The 17,623-nt window shown below is 58.0% G+C and carries 15 protein-coding genes; 3 read left to right on the top strand and 12 right to left on the bottom strand.

What is annotated here, in order from left to right; translation table 11 throughout:
- Positions 1-71 precede the first annotated feature (71 nt).
- Together ACR0JI_RS02035 and ACR0JI_RS02030 are read left to right on the top strand one after the other, a co-directional pair.
- Entirely contained in the window at positions 72-2,534 is a 2,463-nt protein-coding gene (locus ACR0JI_RS02035) for a penicillin acylase family protein (RefSeq protein ID WP_480493064.1), read from the top strand.
- 108 nt (positions 2,535-2,642) lie between these two features.
- A complete protein-coding gene (locus tag ACR0JI_RS02030) occupies positions 2,643-3,038 on the top strand; it encodes a nuclear transport factor 2 family protein (RefSeq protein ID WP_480493063.1) in 396 nt (131 codons plus the stop codon).
- 1 nt (position 3,039) lies between these two features.
- On the opposite strand, the gene ACR0JI_RS02025 is transcribed toward ACR0JI_RS02030, so the two are convergent.
- The 5 genes from ACR0JI_RS02025 to trkA all read right to left on the bottom strand — a co-directional run bounded on the left by ACR0JI_RS02025 (position 3,040) and on the right by trkA (position 7,926).
- Positions 3,040-3,348: a putative quinol monooxygenase gene (locus ACR0JI_RS02025; RefSeq protein WP_480493062.1), complete on the bottom strand. Its 309-nt coding sequence runs from the start codon at positions 3,346-3,348 to the stop codon at positions 3,040-3,042.
- A gap of 20 nt (positions 3,349-3,368) precedes the next feature.
- Positions 3,369-4,640, bottom strand: coding sequence for a GTPase HflX (gene hflX / locus ACR0JI_RS02020; protein WP_480473058.1), 1,272 nt, complete (start codon positions 4,638-4,640; stop codon positions 3,369-3,371).
- Positions 4,640-4,879, bottom strand: coding sequence for an RNA chaperone Hfq (gene hfq, locus ACR0JI_RS02015; RefSeq protein ID WP_005982826.1), 240 nt, complete (start codon positions 4,877-4,879; stop codon positions 4,640-4,642). Before hfq ends, hflX begins: the two co-directional genes overlap by 1 nt.
- 132 nt (positions 4,880-5,011) lie before the next feature.
- Positions 5,012-6,550, bottom strand: coding sequence for a TrkH family potassium uptake protein (locus tag ACR0JI_RS02010; RefSeq protein WP_480473060.1), 1,539 nt, complete (start codon positions 6,548-6,550; stop codon positions 5,012-5,014).
- Positions 6,550-7,926 carry a Trk system potassium transporter TrkA gene (gene trkA / locus ACR0JI_RS02005; RefSeq protein ID WP_480473062.1) on the bottom strand — a complete coding sequence of 459 codons (1,377 nt, stop codon included), beginning with the start codon at positions 7,924-7,926 and terminating at the stop codon, positions 6,550-6,552. The genes ACR0JI_RS02010 and trkA overlap by 1 nt, the downstream gene beginning before the upstream one ends.
- A 96-nt stretch (positions 7,927-8,022) precedes the next feature.
- On the opposite strand from trkA, the gene ACR0JI_RS02000 reads away from it, so the two are divergent.
- The gene (locus ACR0JI_RS02000; RefSeq protein ID WP_480473064.1) at positions 8,023-8,502 is read left to right on the top strand and encodes a hypothetical protein; all 480 of its coding nucleotides are present in this window, start codon (positions 8,023-8,025) and stop codon (positions 8,500-8,502) included.
- 26 nt (positions 8,503-8,528) lie between these two features.
- Here the strand turns inward: ACR0JI_RS02000 and ACR0JI_RS01995 are convergent, their stop codons facing one another.
- From ACR0JI_RS01995 to dusB, 7 genes are all read right to left on the bottom strand, one after another.
- Complete coding sequence (locus ACR0JI_RS01995) at positions 8,529-9,710, bottom strand: MFS transporter (RefSeq protein WP_480473066.1); 1,182 nt, start codon at positions 9,708-9,710, stop codon at positions 8,529-8,531.
- Positions 9,711-9,753: 43 nt separating this feature from the next.
- A complete protein-coding gene (locus ACR0JI_RS01990; RefSeq protein WP_480473068.1) occupies positions 9,754-10,347 on the bottom strand; it encodes a helix-turn-helix transcriptional regulator in 594 nt (197 codons plus the stop codon).
- A gap of 42 nt (positions 10,348-10,389) precedes the next feature.
- Positions 10,390-11,799: a nitrogen assimilation response regulator NtrX gene (gene ntrX / locus ACR0JI_RS01985; RefSeq protein ID WP_480473070.1), complete on the bottom strand. Its 1,410-nt coding sequence runs from the start codon at positions 11,797-11,799 to the stop codon at positions 10,390-10,392.
- The gene (locus ACR0JI_RS01980; protein ID WP_480493159.1) at positions 11,796-14,060 is read right to left on the bottom strand and encodes a sensor histidine kinase NtrY-like; all 2,265 of its coding nucleotides are present in this window, start codon (positions 14,058-14,060) and stop codon (positions 11,796-11,798) included. Before ACR0JI_RS01980 ends, ntrX begins: the two co-directional genes overlap by 4 nt.
- Before the next feature lie 123 nt (positions 14,061-14,183).
- Complete coding sequence (locus tag ACR0JI_RS01975; RefSeq protein WP_480493061.1) at positions 14,184-15,551, bottom strand: response regulator; 1,368 nt, start codon at positions 15,549-15,551, stop codon at positions 14,184-14,186.
- Positions 15,551-16,639, bottom strand: coding sequence for a two-component system sensor histidine kinase NtrB (locus ACR0JI_RS01970; RefSeq protein ID WP_480473074.1), 1,089 nt, complete (start codon positions 16,637-16,639; stop codon positions 15,551-15,553). Before ACR0JI_RS01970 ends, ACR0JI_RS01975 begins: the two co-directional genes overlap by 1 nt.
- The gene (dusB, locus tag ACR0JI_RS01965; protein WP_480493060.1) at positions 16,636-17,619 is read right to left on the bottom strand and encodes a tRNA dihydrouridine synthase DusB; all 984 of its coding nucleotides are present in this window, start codon (positions 17,617-17,619) and stop codon (positions 16,636-16,638) included. Before dusB ends, ACR0JI_RS01970 begins: the two co-directional genes overlap by 4 nt.
- Positions 17,620-17,623 lie beyond the last annotated feature (4 nt).

Raw genomic sequence — 17,623 nt, 5'->3', positions numbered from 1 at the left:
TTCCTCTTTCGGTTGGACCCGCCATCCACTAATCTCCGCGCAACCTTCATGTACTAGAATTTGGGGCAGTAATGGGTCTTGTTTTCCGCTGGCTGGTGCGCATCGTGTCGGGTCTGATCATGCTGATCCTCGCCGCAATGGGCCTTGTCTATTTTCTGGCCAGCCAATCCCTGCCGGATTATGACCAGAAACTCGAAGTCAACGGGTTGACCGCTCCGGTTGAGATCGTGCGCGACACCGCCAATGTGCCGCACATACTGGGCCAAAATGACCCAGATGTGTTTTTCGGTCTTGGATATGCCCACGCGCAGGATCGATTGTGGCAGATGACGGTCATGCGCCGCACCGCGCAGGGCCGCTTGTCCGAAATCTTTGGACCACGCACCCTTCGCGTCGACAAGCTTTTGCGCCGGCTGGATCTGTACGGCCTTGCCCATCGCTCGGTCGAGGTACAGGACGACTATACCAAGGCTGCCCTTCGTGCTTATGCGGCCGGAGTCAACGCACGCCTGACCGAGATCAACGACGAGGCCTTGGGGCGCGGCGCGCCTGAGATGTTCCTGTTCAATGCACCCGTCTCGCCCTGGCAACCGGGAGACAGTATCGCCGTGATCAAGCTTATGGCGCTGCAGCTGTCCGGTCACCTGACCGACGAGGTTCTGCGGGCGCGTACGTCTTTGATGCTGAGCAATCCTGACAGGCTGGCAGATATTCTGCCCGATGTTCCCGGCCCCGGCATTGCTGCGTTGCCTGAATATGCTTCGCTGTTTCCCAACCTTCCACGCTATGCCGCTGGTACGAGTTTTCCTGAAACGCTGCTGTCACCCCTTCCCAAACGCGGGCTGGCGGGGGCATCAAACGCCTGGACTGCTGCGCCTTCGCGCTCGGCAAGCGGTGGAACATTACTGGCCAACGACCCGCATCTCGGCTTCACAGCACCCGGCGTGTGGTATCTGGCGCATCTTGGTCTGGAAAAGGGAAGCGTTATTGGGGCCTCGATCCCTGGTATTCCCGCAATCATGACCGGCCGCAGTGACCGGTTGGGTTGGGGGGTGACGTCATCCTATCTTGACGATCAGGACATTCATATTGAGCAGCTGAACCCGGAAAACCCCGAAGAATACCTGACCCCGGATGGCTATAAGGAATTCCAGACCCGTCCTTCGATCATTGAAATCAAGGGGGAAGCTCCGGTTACACTGACGCTGCGCTGGACTGAAAACGGGCCCGTGTTGCCCGGTACGGATTACAAGCTGGAAACCATCACACCGCCGGGCCATGTTGCGTCTTTGTCCTGGACGGCGCTCAGCCCGCAAGACACTTCGATGACGGCGTCCATGGCCCTGATGAACGCAGACAACGTGCAGGACGCCGTAACCGTGGCGCGACAATTCATTGCGCCCTCGCAAAACCTGTCACTGGTCGACAAAACGACAATAGGGATGAAACTGATTGGCGCCATGCCCCGGCGTGATCTGCAAAACCAAAGCCGCGGACGCATTCCGACACCCGGCTGGATCGAAGCAAACCGCTGGCAAGGCCGCCTGCCCTACGCCAACAACCCGGAATTCGTGGCCCCTGCCGGTGGCGTTCTGGGCAACACCAACAACAAGATCATCGACCGCCCGTTCCCGGATCATGTGTCCTACGAGTGGGGTGACACTCAGCGCGTACATCGCTGGGAACGCCTGATGCAATCGCGTGAGGTGCATACCCGCGACAGTTTCATCGAAGCGCAACTGGATACCGTCAGTTTCACCGCGCGCTCTCTACTGCCACTGATCGGTGCTGACCTTTGGTATACCGGTGCCTCGGCCCCCGAAGGGACGCCCGAGCGCCAGCGCCAGATTGCGCTGTCGCTGCTGGCGGACTGGAATGGCGAGATGAACGAGCATCTGCCCGAACCGCTGATCTACGCAGCCTGGGTGCGGGCCCTTCAGATCCGCCTGATCTCGGACGAGCTGGGGCCGCTGGCCAGCGAATTCAAACATGTCGAGCCTTTGTTCATCGAGCGGGTCTATCGTGACATTGATGGCGCCGGTGTCTGGTGCGATGTACGACAAAGCGCGCCGATTGAAACCTGTACCGAAATGGCTCGACTTGCATTGGATGATGCGCTGATCTGGATCACCGAACGCTATGGTAGCACACTTGAATCCCTACGCTGGGGTGATGCGCATCAGGCAACCCACGATCACCCCGTTCTGGGAAACGTGCCAATACTTCGGTATTTTGTGAACATTCGACAATCGACCAGTGGCGGCGACAACACCTTGCTGCGCGGGCGCACGTCGGGCGAAGGGCTCGACCCGTTTCAGAACGTGCACGGAGCCGGGTATCGCGGTGTGTATGACTTTGCCGATCCCAACAGCTCGGTCTTTATCACGGCTACCGGCCAATCGGGCCATTTCCTGTCGCGTTATTACGACGATCAGGCGCAGCTGTGGCGGCGTGGCGAATATATTCCCATGTCGCTGGACCTTGACCTTGCCCGCGCCGCTGCTGTCGGAGTGACCAATCTGATCCCACGCTAAGCAACGGGGTTTCGGCGAGTCCCCGCCCCTTTTTGTCCGGACCGTGGACGCCACGCGGCAGTTTCGCCTACCATCACCGGGCGAACTGTTTCGGACCAGGGGGAAACTATGGCCAGCATTCGGGATACTCTGAACAACTTTGCCCGAGATTACGCGATCGCCTGGAGTTCAGGTGACGCCGATGCCGTTGCCAGTTTTTTCACGCAGGACGGTCGGATCACAACCAACCGGGGTGAGCCTGTCGAAGGGCGTGCCGCGATTACCGAAATGGCCCGAGAAGTCTATGCCGATTTTCCGGATCTGGAAGTGCGGTGCGACATGATGCGATGGGCTGGCTCTCACGCCCTGTTTGTCTGGACACGTGAAGGGCATCATGCCCAGACCGGCAACTATGCTATCGCGCGCGGATGGGATGAATGGGAACTTGCACCTGACCATCTTGTACAATCGTCAGTCGGCTGGTTCGACACCGATGATATACAGCGGCAACTTTACGGCACATGACTTAGGTTGTCTTTTTGCCCGCGGTTTCTATCGCATAATTCCGCGGTATTCCCTGCGTAATCAGAAACCACTCGGATGCCTTCGTCCGCCGCTGATGCGCATCAAATGCCCGCTGATTCACAAAAACCTCTGATACAGTGAACCGTCCGGGTGTGATCTGATCCTCGACAACATCGAACGACAGGCAACCCTCTTCCGCCTTTGTGAGGGCGATATGCGTGGGCAGAGCGGCGCGCACATCTTCAAGGCGATCCGCTGGGACATCAATAAATCCGGTCAGAAATACTCTTTGATCCAATGTGTCAGACAAGTTCCGCCACTTCGCCGTTTCTATAGTGTTTCGAATTGAGCAGCCTGTTTATCCGTCCAAAGGACAGTAATACGGAACCCTTTTTCGGTCTGCTCTTCGGATTGTACAACATCCTGCCGGAACAACCACGCCCGCTTGTTACCTTCAGCGAAGCTCAGGTTCAGAACATCCTCGTGCCGGGCCCCTTGCAGGATTGCTGCAATCTCGGAAAGCAAAGGGGTCACGCCTTCGCCGGTAACTGCCGAGATGGCAAATATGGCCGGATCGCGATCCGCCCTTGCCAATGCAGCGTCTTTTTCTTCGGCACTCAGTAAGTCAGTCTTGTTCCAAACCTCAAGCCGGGGGCGTTCTTCGTCGACACCAAGCGAGGTCAGGATTGCTTCGACATCCTGCGCCTGCGCTTCGGTTTCCTCATGGCTGATATCACGCACGTGAACAATCAGATCAGCGCCCAACACTTCTTCAAGCGTGGCCCGAAAAGACGCCACAAGCTCAGTCGGCAGGTTCGAGATAAAACCCACCGTATCCGACAGGATCACTTCCGGGCCATCGGGCAGTTGCACGCGGCGCATAGTTGGATCCAGCGTGGCAAACAGCATGTCCTTGGCCAACACTTCGGCCCCGGTCAGCCGATTGAACAGAGTAGATTTCCCGGCATTGGTATATCCAACCAATGCAACGATCGGATATGGCACCTTGGCCCGCGCAGCACGGTGCAACGTGCGGGTCTTGACTACTTTCTGCAATTGGCGACGCAGACGCACCAGTTGTTCGTCAATGGCGCGACGGTCGGCTTCGATCTGGGTCTCGCCAGGTCCGCCGACAAATCCCAAGCCGCCACGCTGACGTTCAAGGTGGGTCCAGGCCCGCACCAGCCGCGTCCGCTGATAGCTGAGCGCAGCCATTTCGACCTGCAACACCCCTTCGCGGGTACGCGCACGGTCGCTGAAAATCTCAAGGATTAGCCCGGTCCGGTCGAGGATCTTGACCTTCCATGCCTTTTCCAGATTGCGCTGCTGAACCGGGGTCACCGGCCCATCGATCAGAACCAGTTCAACCTCGTTTTCACGAAGCCGCTCGCCCAGTTCCTCGATCTTGCCACTGCCAAACAAATAGCCGGGCTGGGCGCGTTGCAGGCGAACGATTTCAGACCCGATCACGTCCAGATCGGGCAAAGCGGCGGCCAGCGCAACCGCCTCGGCCAGCGCCGGTTCGGGAACGCGGCGCTGTTCATCTGATTTGATTTCGGGATGCAGCACCCAGGCCCTGGTGCGCGTCCGGTCATGTTCCATCAAGAGGCGTCTTCGCCCTCATACAGGTTGATCGGCTGTGATGGCATGATGGTTGAAATCGCGTGCTTGTACACCAGCTGCGACTGTCCGTCGCGGCGCAACAATACACAGAAATTGTCGAACCAGGTGATCACACCCTGCAATTTCACGCCATTGATCAGGAAAATTGTAACCGGAACCTTAGCTTTCCGTACATTGTTCAGGAAGGCATCCTGAAGATTCTGTCTGTCCGAAGCCATATTTATATAATCTCGCCATTGTTCTTGCCACGCGTTGCGGACCAACACGCTCCCTCCGGTTCAGTATGGAGCGCCGCGTAAAGATATTCCAGACGAAAAATTATGCAGAAAAAACGGCCGGACCCAACCGCTTCAATCCCGCCACAGCGAAGGAGTGATCAGGGCGATGATCGCAAGTGTCTCGAGCCGGCCAATGACCATCGCCGCGCACAGCGTCAGCTTGGCCCCTGCGGACAGGTCTATCAACCGGATCGGAACATCAGTGGCCAGTTCAATCAGCGGACCCGTCGTGCTGAGCGTTGCGACGCTGAGCACCATGGCCTGTTCGAACCCGGCCCCCATAGCGGCCAGCAAAAGGTTGAACACTGCCAATGTCAGCGCAAAGAGCATTAGAAAGATCCAGGCGATAAACGCGCCGTCCCTTTGAATGCGTCGGTTACCGCCTCCAACCCCGCTGACTGACGAGGGATAGATCAACCTGTCGATCTCGCGCGCACCATTCAGGTACAGGGCAAAAACCCGCAGCAGTTTGACACCGCCAGCCGTAGTGGCGACCCCGCCACCGATCAGCGCCAGCCCCATCAGCAACAATCCGGGCGTTCCCAGACCAGACAATTGCTGCGCATCATCCCAGTTTGCGCTTTCAAACCCGGCGGTTGTCAGAAAGGCCAGAACAGTGAACAGCATACCCCAGATGACCTGCAATACCTGCAAAGGTTCGATTTGCCCGCCGATTTCCGTAACGCCTGCAATAACGCGAAAGAACAGTAACGCAGCAACGGCCAGCACAATCATCAGGCCAATGCGAAACTCCGGGTCCGTATCCAGGCGGGAATAACCGGATGTTGCCGTGTCGGTCGAAAATGTCAGGCGCGAAAGGGCGAAGAACAGGAACAGAAACAGGATCGCCTCGCCCGTGAATCCCGCTTGCGCGCCTTCCATACCACCCACCGGAGAAATTCCCGACGTCGCCATGACCGACATTGCGTGGCAAACGGCCGTCAGACCATTTTCGCCAGCGATCAGAAGAAGGATCCAGATCACTGCCGTCAGCCCGGCATAGACCGGGGTCAGTCCCTTTGCCACACGGAGCAGCCGGCCACGTGGATCAACGCGTTCGCTTTGCGCAACACCCGATACCGGGCGACCCGGCTGACCGCGTGCCGTGACCTCGAACCCACCTAGCGACAAAGGCGCAAGGATTGCCGCGGCGGCAATCCACATCAGCAAACCGCCCATCCATCCAACCAAGGCACGCCACAGGTGCAGCGGGGCCGTCAGGCGGTCTGGATCCGGAAACAGATCCGCCCCTGTGGTCGTAAGGGCACTAACCATGTCAAAGTAAGCGTTCAGGAATGTGGTCGTTCCCAGCGCGTCGTGAAATGGAATTGCAAGAAAGACGGGAAGAATGGTGAAACATGCGAGCATCACCGCCAATTGTCCCAAAGTCCCACGCCGTGGCACGCGATTGGACGAGGCCAATGCGATACTGGCGACCAGAAACAACCCTATGATACCGGAATACAGAAACGATCGGGATGTGTCGTGATCATCCAGCGCCAGCGCGTAAACTGCCGGAACCCACATTGCCAGTGACGCAATAGCCCAGATCAGAAGAAACAGCGGCAACCGCCGCAATAGCCCAATCTGTTGTATCCCCGCATGCGCCATCAGAAGAAATCGATTGAAACCTGCATCAGGCGTTCGACCTCAGGCACGTCCTTGGCCATGGCAAAAATCGCGACGACATCCTTTTCATCGATCCTGAGGCTGCCCGTCGGTCGCATCACCTCATCCCCTTTGCGCACGGCCCCAACCAGTACGCCTTCGGGAAAATCGATATCGCGCAGCTTTTGCCCCGCCATGGGAGAGGTTGACAGAACCTCGGCCTCGATCACTTCGGCCTCAGCATCTCCGATCGAGTAGACCTGTCGCACCCGGCCATGACGGATGTGGCGCAGGATAGAACTGACGGTGGTTGCCCGCGGATTGATATACGCGTCGATCCCCAAAGGTCCCATCAACGCCACCATGCTGGGATCATTGATCAAAGCAATCGCCAACGTGCAACCCTCGGCCTTGGCCCGCACAGCGGCCAGCATGTTCGTGCGGTCATCATCCGTAACCGCCAGCATTGCATCCGCCCTGTCGATACCGGCCTCGCTCAACAAACTGGCATCAAGACCATCACCGTGCAGCACAATCGTTCGTTCCAGCGCCTCGGCGGCGATCTCGGCGCATCGGCGATCTCGCTCGACGATTTTGGCGCGCACGCGGCTCTTTTGTTCTTCCAGAGTTCGCGCCACTTCAAGCCCGACATTGCCCCCGCCCACGATCACCACACGATCCTGACGCTTTTGGGTCTTGCCAAACACCTCCATGGTGCGATCCACGTCTTTTACATTGGTAAAGACGTAGCATTCGTCGCCGACAAACAGCTGATCCTCGGATTCTGGTGCAAACAGCGTTCCATCGCGACGCACCCCCACTACGATCGAACTGAGCGTCGAGAACAAATCGGTCAGTTGCCGCAAGGGCGTGTTCACGATCGGGCAGTCCTCATCCACGCGAATTCCCAAAAGCTGCGCCTTGCCGTCCATGAAAATCTCGGTGTCAAAGGCGGACGGGGCCGACAGGCGGCGCATCGCGGCTGCGGCCACTTCGCGTTCGGGGCTGATCACCACATCAATCGGCAGATGATCGCGCCGGTAAAGGTCCGAATGGATCGCTTCAAGATAGGATTTCGACCGCAGTCGCGCGATCTTGCGCTGGATCGAAAAGACCGAATGCGCCATCTGGCAGGTGACCATGTTCACCTCGTCCGAATGGGTCGCAGCGATGATCATGTCCGCATCGCGCGCGCCTGCCCTTTCAAGCACATCGGGGTAACTTGCAAACCCGGCGATCCCCTGCACATCCAGTGTTTCGGTCGCCCGCCGTACCAGATCGGGATTGTTGTCGACAACGGTGACATCGTTCAATTCGCCCGAAAGGTGCCGCGCAATCTGCCAGCCGACCTGACCCGCGCCGCAAATAATGACCTTCATGTTTCTGGCCCTTCTGCCTGAAAGGATTGAATGACAGATGCCCCCAAAGCGGTCAATTGAATTGTCATCGCTGATCAGCTGCGGCAAGATAAGCATATGAAAACGCTGTTTCCTATGCTCGTGCCCCTGATGGTGCTGTCCTCGTGTGGGCCACTCTCGCTTTACTATCGTGAGGGTGAAACCGTGTCACGTCTGCAAAAAGAGACCACCCAGTGCCAGCTTAGGGCGGTAAAAGAGGTGCCGGTTGCCAATCAGATCCGTCAAAGCCCGCCGACTTATTGGCCTGGGCGTACGTATTGTGATGGCATGGGTCGTTGCTATCAATCCCCAGGCTGGTGGCAACCCGGCAGGGTTTATACCGTCGATGTCAACCAGGGACTGCGAAACACGGTCGAGGCGCAATGCATGGCCGAGAAGGGATTTCGTCCGGTCAGCTTACCGCCCTGCAAGCAAAACGTGAAATCACGGGTGCCACTGGCGCGAACAACGACATTGCCGCCCCTCAACAGTGCCTCATGCTTTGTGAAATTCGATGACGGGTCGTTTCAGATCATCACACCGGGGCAATCCGGATAAGAAAAACCACTGTTCCGCATGTTTGATCAATCCAGCTCGGTCGAAGCGCGTTTGCGCCGCGCGGCTAGCCACAGATGCAGCGCCATGGCAACAGCATAGAACCCGACCACGGCAATCAACATGCCTGCTTCACTGGTCCGCCACAGAATTGCAAGCAAAACAGGTGTGCCCAAAAGGTTACCCGCATTCCCCATCTGCGCCATCGCACCATAGCTAAGCGCCTGGTTTTCGGGTGTCGAGTTCAACTGCGGTACCGCTGCAAAGCTGCCGCCCTGAACAAGCCCCAGCACCGCAAAAAGCGCAACGCAGACAACGGGCAACGGGGCACCAAGACACAGGGCGCCTATCGTCAGGATAGACAGCCCGAAACCAAGGGTAACAACGAATACGCCAGAACAAACGTTCAGCAACACTGGGACGGTAAGCCAGGAAATCACGATCCCGGCCAACGGCATCAAACCTGCGATCATCGCACTGACATCTTCCGGCAATCTTCCCGGAAGAATGGCCAGCAGCGAGACAAAGGTCAGCGTGTAAAAGAACCATCCGAGCGCCGGAGCCGACACAAATGCAGAGCGATAGGTCTGTACGTGTATGTCAATCAGTGTTCGAACGCTCCAAAAAGGATTGTTTACCAAAGCCGATGCACTGTTGGGACGGAATGATACGATCAGGACGGCGATCAGAAACATCAGAACGCCATGCGTAGCAAAATAAACCGGCAGCCCGACCTGAGCGATCAAAGGAAGCCCAAGCCAAGCGTTCAGGGTAAAGGCGACACCAAAGAAACTGCTCCACAAAACCATTGCCGCGTTGCGCCATTTTCCAATCGTGATTTGCGCAATCAGAGTCGGCGCGGCGACAACGATGGCCAGATGAGAGACCCCTTCGACAACGCGACTGACCAGCATCAGGCCTAAACCGGGGATACTGGCCTGAAATAGGGACACCGCCCCGCCAAGGATCAAGCCAAACATCAGCAACCGGACAGGCCCCACCCGCCCCGCTATCGCGCCGGACAATGCACCAAGAATCGCTCCAATCAGGCTGATGACTGACAAAAGCCAGCCAATCTTATCCGCATGCGCAGGATAGAGGGCCGCGACCTGAACAAAAGGAACCGCTATCTTGGCGAATTGGGTCGCCGCACCTAGCCCGGCAAGCCAAAGCAACAAAACCTGTAACAAGATGCGTAATGGATGGGGCATAGGCCGGTTCTACTGCACCCGACCGCACAGGAATACGCATAAATTATGCGCGTCCCGACCGTGCCCCACTGACCAGCCTAACCGGCGTTCCATCCGACAGGTACAACCGTTCCCAGGTGATCTGTCCGGCGCTGATCCGGATACGGTCGTGCCGCGCTTCGGAAGTTACAAACGACTTGGGGTTGGGCGCTTGCAAATCCCACCACCCCTCGTCCTGTAGCTCGGCCTCAGCCTGCCGGATCTCTTCCGTTGCAAATTGCCAGAGGGACACGCCAAGCAGTGCCCGTTGGGTGGTTTTCCAGTCCCGCGCCCGCCGGCGGGAATAGGCCAGGCACATATGGCTGGCCTCCTCAACCAGATGGATGCAGTCGGCCGAGTTCACGACAAGCCGTCTTAACGCGTTGTCATCCGCCCTGAAAGGAGCCAGCGCAGCAAACACCGAGTGTTGCAGATCAGTTGTCGGAATCTGAATCCCGTTTTCCCATCTGGAAACCGTGGTCTGATCGACCTCCAGAACCTCTGCCAGCGCGGATTGTTTCAATCCGATCGACCGTCGAAGTCGCTTTAACCGCCTGCCAAAAGCCGGGTAGCCTTCGACGAACCGGCCAGACCGATCAGAGTTCACCGTTCTCGCCATCCCTTCCACACATCCATCTGCCCGTGAACTATGACCCCAGACTCATTCTGCTGGTTCGGGCTCGTCGATTTGCGCGACCCGCGCACCGGATTTGTTTGAGGTCACAACACCCAGCGACTTTAGCTTGCGATGCAGCGCACTGCGTTCCATCCCGACAAAGCTGGCGGTGCGGCTGATATTGCCGCCAAAGCGGTTGATCTGGGTCAGCAGATACTCACGCTCGAACGCTTCGCGGGCCTCGCGCAGCGGCAAAGTGGCCAGCGCCCCCGACAAGACAACGCGGCCCGACTCTTCGGCCTTGTCTTCTTCGCTTGGCAGCTCGCGCGCCTCAATTGGGCCGGTGCCGTCACCCAGAATCAAAACACGTTCGATCAAGTTTTTCAGCTGGCGCACGTTACCCGGCCACGTCATTGTCTGAAGCAAAGCGACCGCCTCGTCCGACAGCTCCCGCATAGGCAACCCTTGGGTTTCGTTGCACATTTCGATGAAATGCTGGGCCAGAACCGGAATATCCTCGCGCCGGTCCTCGAGTGATGGAACGGTGATCGGAACCACATTCAGACGGTGATACAGCTCTTCCCGGAACCGCTCGGCCGCGATTTCATCATCAAGATCTTTGTTGGTCGATGAGATCACCCGAAGATCCACGCGCACTTTGTCCGAGCCACCCACGCGCTGGAATTGCTGATCCACCAGCACACGCAGGATTTTGGACTGTGTACCCAAAGGCATGTCGGACACTTCATCAAAATAGACCACGCCGCCGTGGGCTTCTTCCAGCAATCCGGATTCCACACCACGTTCGGCCGATTCCCGGCCAAACAGAACTTCTTCCACACGCTCAGGCTCAATCCCGGCACAGTTGACGGTCACGAAGGGAGCGTTTGCGCGGTTGGAGTGGGCATGGATATAGCGCGCGGCAATTTCCTTTCCAGAACCCGCAGGCCCGCGCAGCATGACGCGACCGTTTGACTTGGTAACCTTGTCCAACTGCCCCTGCATCGCCCGGAACGACGCGGATTTGCCGATCATGTCGGAGTTGTTGACCTCTTTCCGCTTCAGCGACGCGTTCTCGCGCCGTAGACGAGACGTCTCCATCGCGCGGCGGATCACCACCATCAACTGGTCAATGTTAAAGGGCTTCTCGATAAAGTCGTAAGCACCCTGTTTGATAGCAGCAACAGCGATTTCGATGTTGCCGTGGCCCGAAATAATCACCACCGGCACATCCGGGTTATCGCGTTTTACCGACTTGAGGATATCAATCCCGTCCATACGGCTGTCCTTCAGCCAGATATCCAGGATCAACAGCCCCGGCGGTTCGGAATTGATCGACGCCATGCACTCGTCCGAGTTGGCTGCCAGCCGGGTTGAATAGCCTTCGTCCTCCAGAATGTCGGACACCAGCTCGCGAATATCGCGCTCGTCATCTACGATCAGAATGTCGCTCATCTTTGGCCTGCTTTCAGTTTGTTGGTTCTAATTGCCTGCTTCTGCGGCGCAACGGTTGGGGACATACCTGCCCCAGGCAAACGGATCACAGCCATTGCGCCAAAATGGTCCTGCCCGTCAAATACGGGCGCGTCCTCAAGGGTCAGCGCGCCGCCATGCTCTTCTATAATTTTCTTGACGATCGGAAGGCCCAGCCCGGTCCCTTCGTCGCGTGTCGTAACATAAGGTTCAAACAAACGCGCCCGGTCCTCCGGCAGACCGATTCCATTGTCTGCAATGGTAATGACCGTACCCGCACTGTCGCTTAATACCGCCACCTTGATCTGTGGCACCAGGTTGCTCGGGGCGCCCTTTTCTTGCAAGGTAACAATAGCTTCCCCAGCGTTCTTAATCAGGTTGGTCAATGCCTGGTTGAGCATGGTCGCATCTACATCCGCCATGATCGGCTGCTGCGGCAGATCGGCGTCAATCTGTACGTCCGGCTGTCCCGCCTGCTGCAAAAGAACGGCTTCGCGCACCAGTTCAACCAAGTCTTCCTCTCGTCGAACGGGTTCGGGCATCCGTGCGAACTTGGAAAACTCATCCACGATACGCCGCAGGTCGTTAGTCTGCCGCACGATGACGCCGGTCATCGACTCAAGGCTGCCGCTGTCTTCCTCATCCAGTTTGCGGGCGAACTTGCGCTTGATGCGCTCTGCGCTGAGCTGGATCGGCGTCAATGGGTTCTTGATTTCATGTGCAATGCGGCGGGCCACGTCCCCCCACGCCGCCATTCGCTGTGCGCTGACCAGATCGGTTACATCGTCAAAGGCAACCACATAGCCTTCCAGCCCGCCATCCTCTCCGCGACGGATGGCCATGCGAACCAGCAGGTTTTCCAGCCGCCCCTTGCGTGTGACCTTAACCTCACCCTGAACAGCCTCCTGCCCGCTGTCCTTGAGGCTTTCAAACAAGGGCAGAAACTCGGGAACTGCAATGCCGATAGCCAGGTGTTCTTCGCCTCGTGACCAGTCCAGCAAGCGCTCGGCCGAACGGTTGACGAAGGTAACGCATCCATCCGGGTCCACGCCGACAACACCGGATGTGACCGAACTGAGCACGGAATCAAACAGGCGACGCCTTCTTTCGATTTGCTGGGTGTTTTCCAGCAGCGTGTCCCGCTGTCCTTTTAGTTGTCGGGTCATCTGGTTGAAATATCGGCCCAACATCGCGATCTCGTCGTCGCTGGCCTCTTCGATGACCTGAACGCTCAAGTCTCCGGCACCGACCCGCTGTGCTGCCGTGGTCAATCGTCCGACCGGGCGCGACAGCCGTTCGGCAAACCACATCCCCAGTGACATCGCAGCCAGGATCAGGATCAGCGCAAAGCCGAGATAGAGCAGGCCGAATTCGAACAACACCCTGCCCCGTTCACTTTCCAGCTGCTGATAGAACTGCGCCGTTTCCTTGGTGTCATCCAGCAGCGTCAACAACTGCCCGTCCACTTCGCGGCTGACATACAGGTAACGGTCCAGATAGGCGGTAAGCGGGACCAGCGCGCGGAATTCACTGTTTGGCCAGTCAGCAATGATCAGCAGCCCCTTTTCTGCCGCTTCCGTCATTTGCTCGGCTGTTGGCGCCTCATAGTTGAACAGATAGGACCGATCCCCGCGCGACCGGATTTCGCCCGTGCCGTCGATGACATAGGCCTCGCGCAACCCGCGCTGAATCCGGGCCTGCCCCTGCGCCAGAACCTCGCGGAGTTCGGCATCAGAAATGTAAAACTCCACCGAACGTGCGTTGTTCAGGAACCGCGCCAGAACGGTTGCGTCCTGCGTCAGACCACTGCGATGTTCCTGCTCATAAGCCTCTGCCGCCGTCAGGGAGGACCCGACAACCTGCCGTACGCGATCCGAAAACCAGCCTTCCAGACCGATATTCACGGTAAGGCCGGCAAAAATGGCGACCGTAACGGTCGGAACCAGCGCGAGCAGCGTAAACGCCCCGATGAGGCGCAAATGTAGGCGCGAGCCCGCCGACTTGGCCCGCCTGGCCGCAATCAGGCTACCCAACTGACTGAGCACCAAAGCCGCAACGACCAAAACATAGACAAGATCGGCCAGCAGAATCAGCCGCAATGTCGGCGCGGTCGCACCTAGGTCAAAGGGACCAATGACAAGATATGTAGCAAGCGCCAGAACAGGCCCCATGAGGACCAGCCCAAAGGTGCCGAAATTGCGCAGTTTCCGTGATTTACGCCATCGACCAATCGATGGGATCATCCCGCTCTGTGCTCGGGTTGCCACCGTCTGCCCTCATCCTGATGTGCCGCTTGTGCGGCTTACCGCCATATATCGTGATCTTTTCCCGACAGATGCCGGGATGCCACGGTTTGTGTGGCGATATTACATCAGTTTGCGGCGCCGTGTCACCTGTATATCGAGGTCTGTAATCTTTTTTCGCAGCGTATTTCGGTTAATCCCCAGTAAATCAGCACATTTTGCCTGGTTCCCACCAGTTGCATCCAATGCGATTTCGATCAGCGGGGCCTCAACCTCACGCAAAATCCGCTGATAAAGGCCCGGCGGCGGCAAAACATTGCCGTGCAGATCGAAATACCGTCGCAGGTGACGCTCGACCGAGGTTGAAAGCTTTTCACGTTCGCCGCCGCTCAGAACAGGCGCAGCCTCGGGCTGGCTGCCCAACACCATTTCCACCTCGGCCTTTGAAATCTCATCTGCCCGGCTGGTCAGCCCCAAACGGCGAACGGCGTTTTCCAGTTGCCGGACGTTCCCTGGCCATGAATAGCGCCGCACCAACTCAACCGCTTCCGGGCTGAGCCACCGCTTGTTTCCGCTTTCCTTCTCTTCCCGGGCCAGGAAATGTTCGGCCAGCAGTTGAATATCGTCGACCCTTTCACGCAACGAGGGCACGTGGATCGTTGCCCCGCACAAACGATAGTACAGGTCCTGACGGATACGGCCGTTTTCCATTCCATCGGTCAAGTTTGTCTGGCTGGTTGCCATGAAACGCGGAACATGATCGCCGGGCGTATCCATCATACGCACCACGCGGGCTTGAATTTCATCGCCGATATCTGCGATTTCATCTATCAGCAGCGTACCTCCACGCACCCGCGCCATCACGCGGGCCGGGCCCTCCAAATCGCTTAGGTCGGCTGCGGTGACTGTGACAAAGGGTAATGTACGCCGATCCGAAAAGTCGTGAATTGCCCGGGCAATCAGCGATTTACCCGTTCCGCTTTCACCCGAGATCATTACCGGCAGGTCGGTGTTCATCACGCGTGCGACCAACCGATACAAGGCCTGCATGACTGGCGTGCGGCCGACCAGAGGCAGCTCATCCGGACGCTCACCGCCTGCCTGTTTGGGTTCTGGCTGTGCGCGCTGCTTCTGATCCAGTGCCCGCGCCGTGCGTTTCATCAAATCCGGCAGGTCAAACGGTTTGGGCAGATAGTCATATGCGTCTGCCTCAGCCGCCTGAATCGCGGTCATGATCGTGTTTTGTGCGGAAATCACGATAACCGGCAATCCAGGGCGATCCTTTGCGATCTTCGGCAGCATCTCCAGACCATTGCCATCAGGCATGACAACGTCCGAGATCACCACGTCGCCTTTACCTTCGCCGACCCAACGCATCAGGGTGGTTAGCGAAGACGTTGCGTGCACCTTGCATCCGGCCCGCGTCAGCGCCTGAGTCAGAACGGTGCGGATTGTGCGGTCGTCATCCGCAACCAGTACGGTGCCATCCATCAGGTGCTCTCCTTCTTGTGTTCTGTTGCATCTCGCGGCGCGCGGCGCAGCGACAGTTTGAAAACGGTGCGGCCAGGCACGGAATCGGCGGAAATCCAGCCGTCATGGTCGGAAACGATCTTGCTGACCAGCGCCAGCCCGAGACCGGTGCCGTTTTCCTTGCCCGACACAAACGGGTCAAAAATGTCACCGCGGATATCCTCGGGCAGCCCTGGACCGTCATCGATGATCTCGATCTGCAACGGCAGCGAGTGACCCGACCCATCACTTCTGCGCAGCCGGAAGGAATGTTCGAAATACGTGCGCAGACGGATTGTTCCGCCCTGAGGCCCTGCGGCCTCGGATGCGTTTTTCAGCAGGTTCAGAACCACCTGAAGAAACTGGTCCGGATCGCCATAGGCCAGCGGCAATGACGGATCGTAATCCTCGATGATTGTCATATCCGCGCCAAATCCCAGCAGCGCGGACCGCCTTGCACGGTCCAGTACATCGTGGATATTGACCGGCCTGAGGTCCGGTTTCTGCAAGTTGCCGAATTGCTCGACCTGTTCCAGAAGCTTCACGATCCTTCGGCTTTCGGCCACAATAAGGTCTGTAAGTTCAAGATCCTGTGGCGAAATATTCATGCTCAGCAGTTGCGCTGCACCGGTAATCCCGGCCAGTGGGTTCTTAATTTCGTGCGCCAGCATCTCGGCCATGCCAATCGCCGACTGCGCCGCTGACTTGACCGTGTTGCCCAAGGTCATCCGGCCCGCCAGTTCACGAGGTGATATGATCATGATCATCGACCCCGGATGCCCAACCAGAGGCGCGATCTGCAACGCACATTGCAACGGCGCACGGTTCCCCGAACCAGCATCCACATCGTTTACGAACAGTGGCGTGCCTTGAGAACGGGCGCGCAGGAATGCTTCCTCCAGCGGTGCGTCAACGGCGATCTGGTCCCATACCGGATGCCCGATTACCGACCGGCGCGAGGCATTCAAAAACCCCTCGCCCGCCGAATTCACATCTGCGATGCGATCTTCTTCATCGATTATGAAGGCCGGAACCGGCAATGAGTTCCAGATGTTGGCGTTGGAATTCATGCCGCCACCTCGCCCGTATCGGCAAGTGCGTCCCCAAGCAGACGCAGGACTTCATCCGTGCTTCGCGACGTCAAAACTGCCCGGCGCAGCGGCGCAGGGGTTGCGGCCTGATCCATGTACCATCCCAGATGCTTGCGGGCGACACGCAGGCCCAGATCGGCACCGTAAAATCCCAGCATCGCCTGATAATGCGCGCGCACCATGTCGATCAGGACATTCCCGACCGGAATATCCGGCGCATCCTCCCCGTAGAGGTCGTGACTGATCTGCGCCAAAAGCCACGGTTTACCCTGCGCGCCACGCCCGACCATGACCCCATCTGCACCAGACTGAGTCAGCGACGTTCGCGCGGCGGCAGTATCCGTGATATCTCCGTTCGCAATGACCGGAATCGACACGGCTTGTTTCACGGCCCGGATCGCGCTCCAGTCAGCGCGCCCCTTGTAGAACTGGCATCGCGTGCGTCCGTGGATCGTAACCATCTGAACGCCTGCGTCTTGTGCACGGCGCGCGACCTCAGGGGCATTCAGCAGGGTGTCATCCCACCCCAGACGGGTTTTCAATGTCACCGGAACGTCAACTGCACTGACTACGGCCTCGATCAGCGTCAGCGCATGGTCTGGTGTTTTCAGCAGGGCCGAGCCGGAATACCCATTTGTAACCTTCTTGGCGGGACACCCCATGTTGATGTCGACCACCCGCGCCCCACGATCAGCAACCTGACGCGCCGCCTCGGCCATCCAGTGCGCTTCGCGCCCTGCCAGTTGCACAGCTGTATTTTCCACATCGGCAGACAATTCGGCGCGCTCCCGCACTCCGGGTTTGGCCTGCACCATTTCCTGACTGGCGACCATTTCACTGACGACCATGCCGGCGCCGAAGCGCATAACCAGATCCCGAAATGGGCGATCGGTGATTCCGGCCATCGGGGCCAGCAAAACCGGCGGTGTTACGAGTTTGTCAGCGAAGCGCAAAGTCAACGTG

Source organism: Ruegeria sp. N10 (assembly GCF_056531545.1).
Note: the sequence above shows the minus strand (reverse complement) of the source record. Positions and strands in the feature narration are given on the sequence as shown.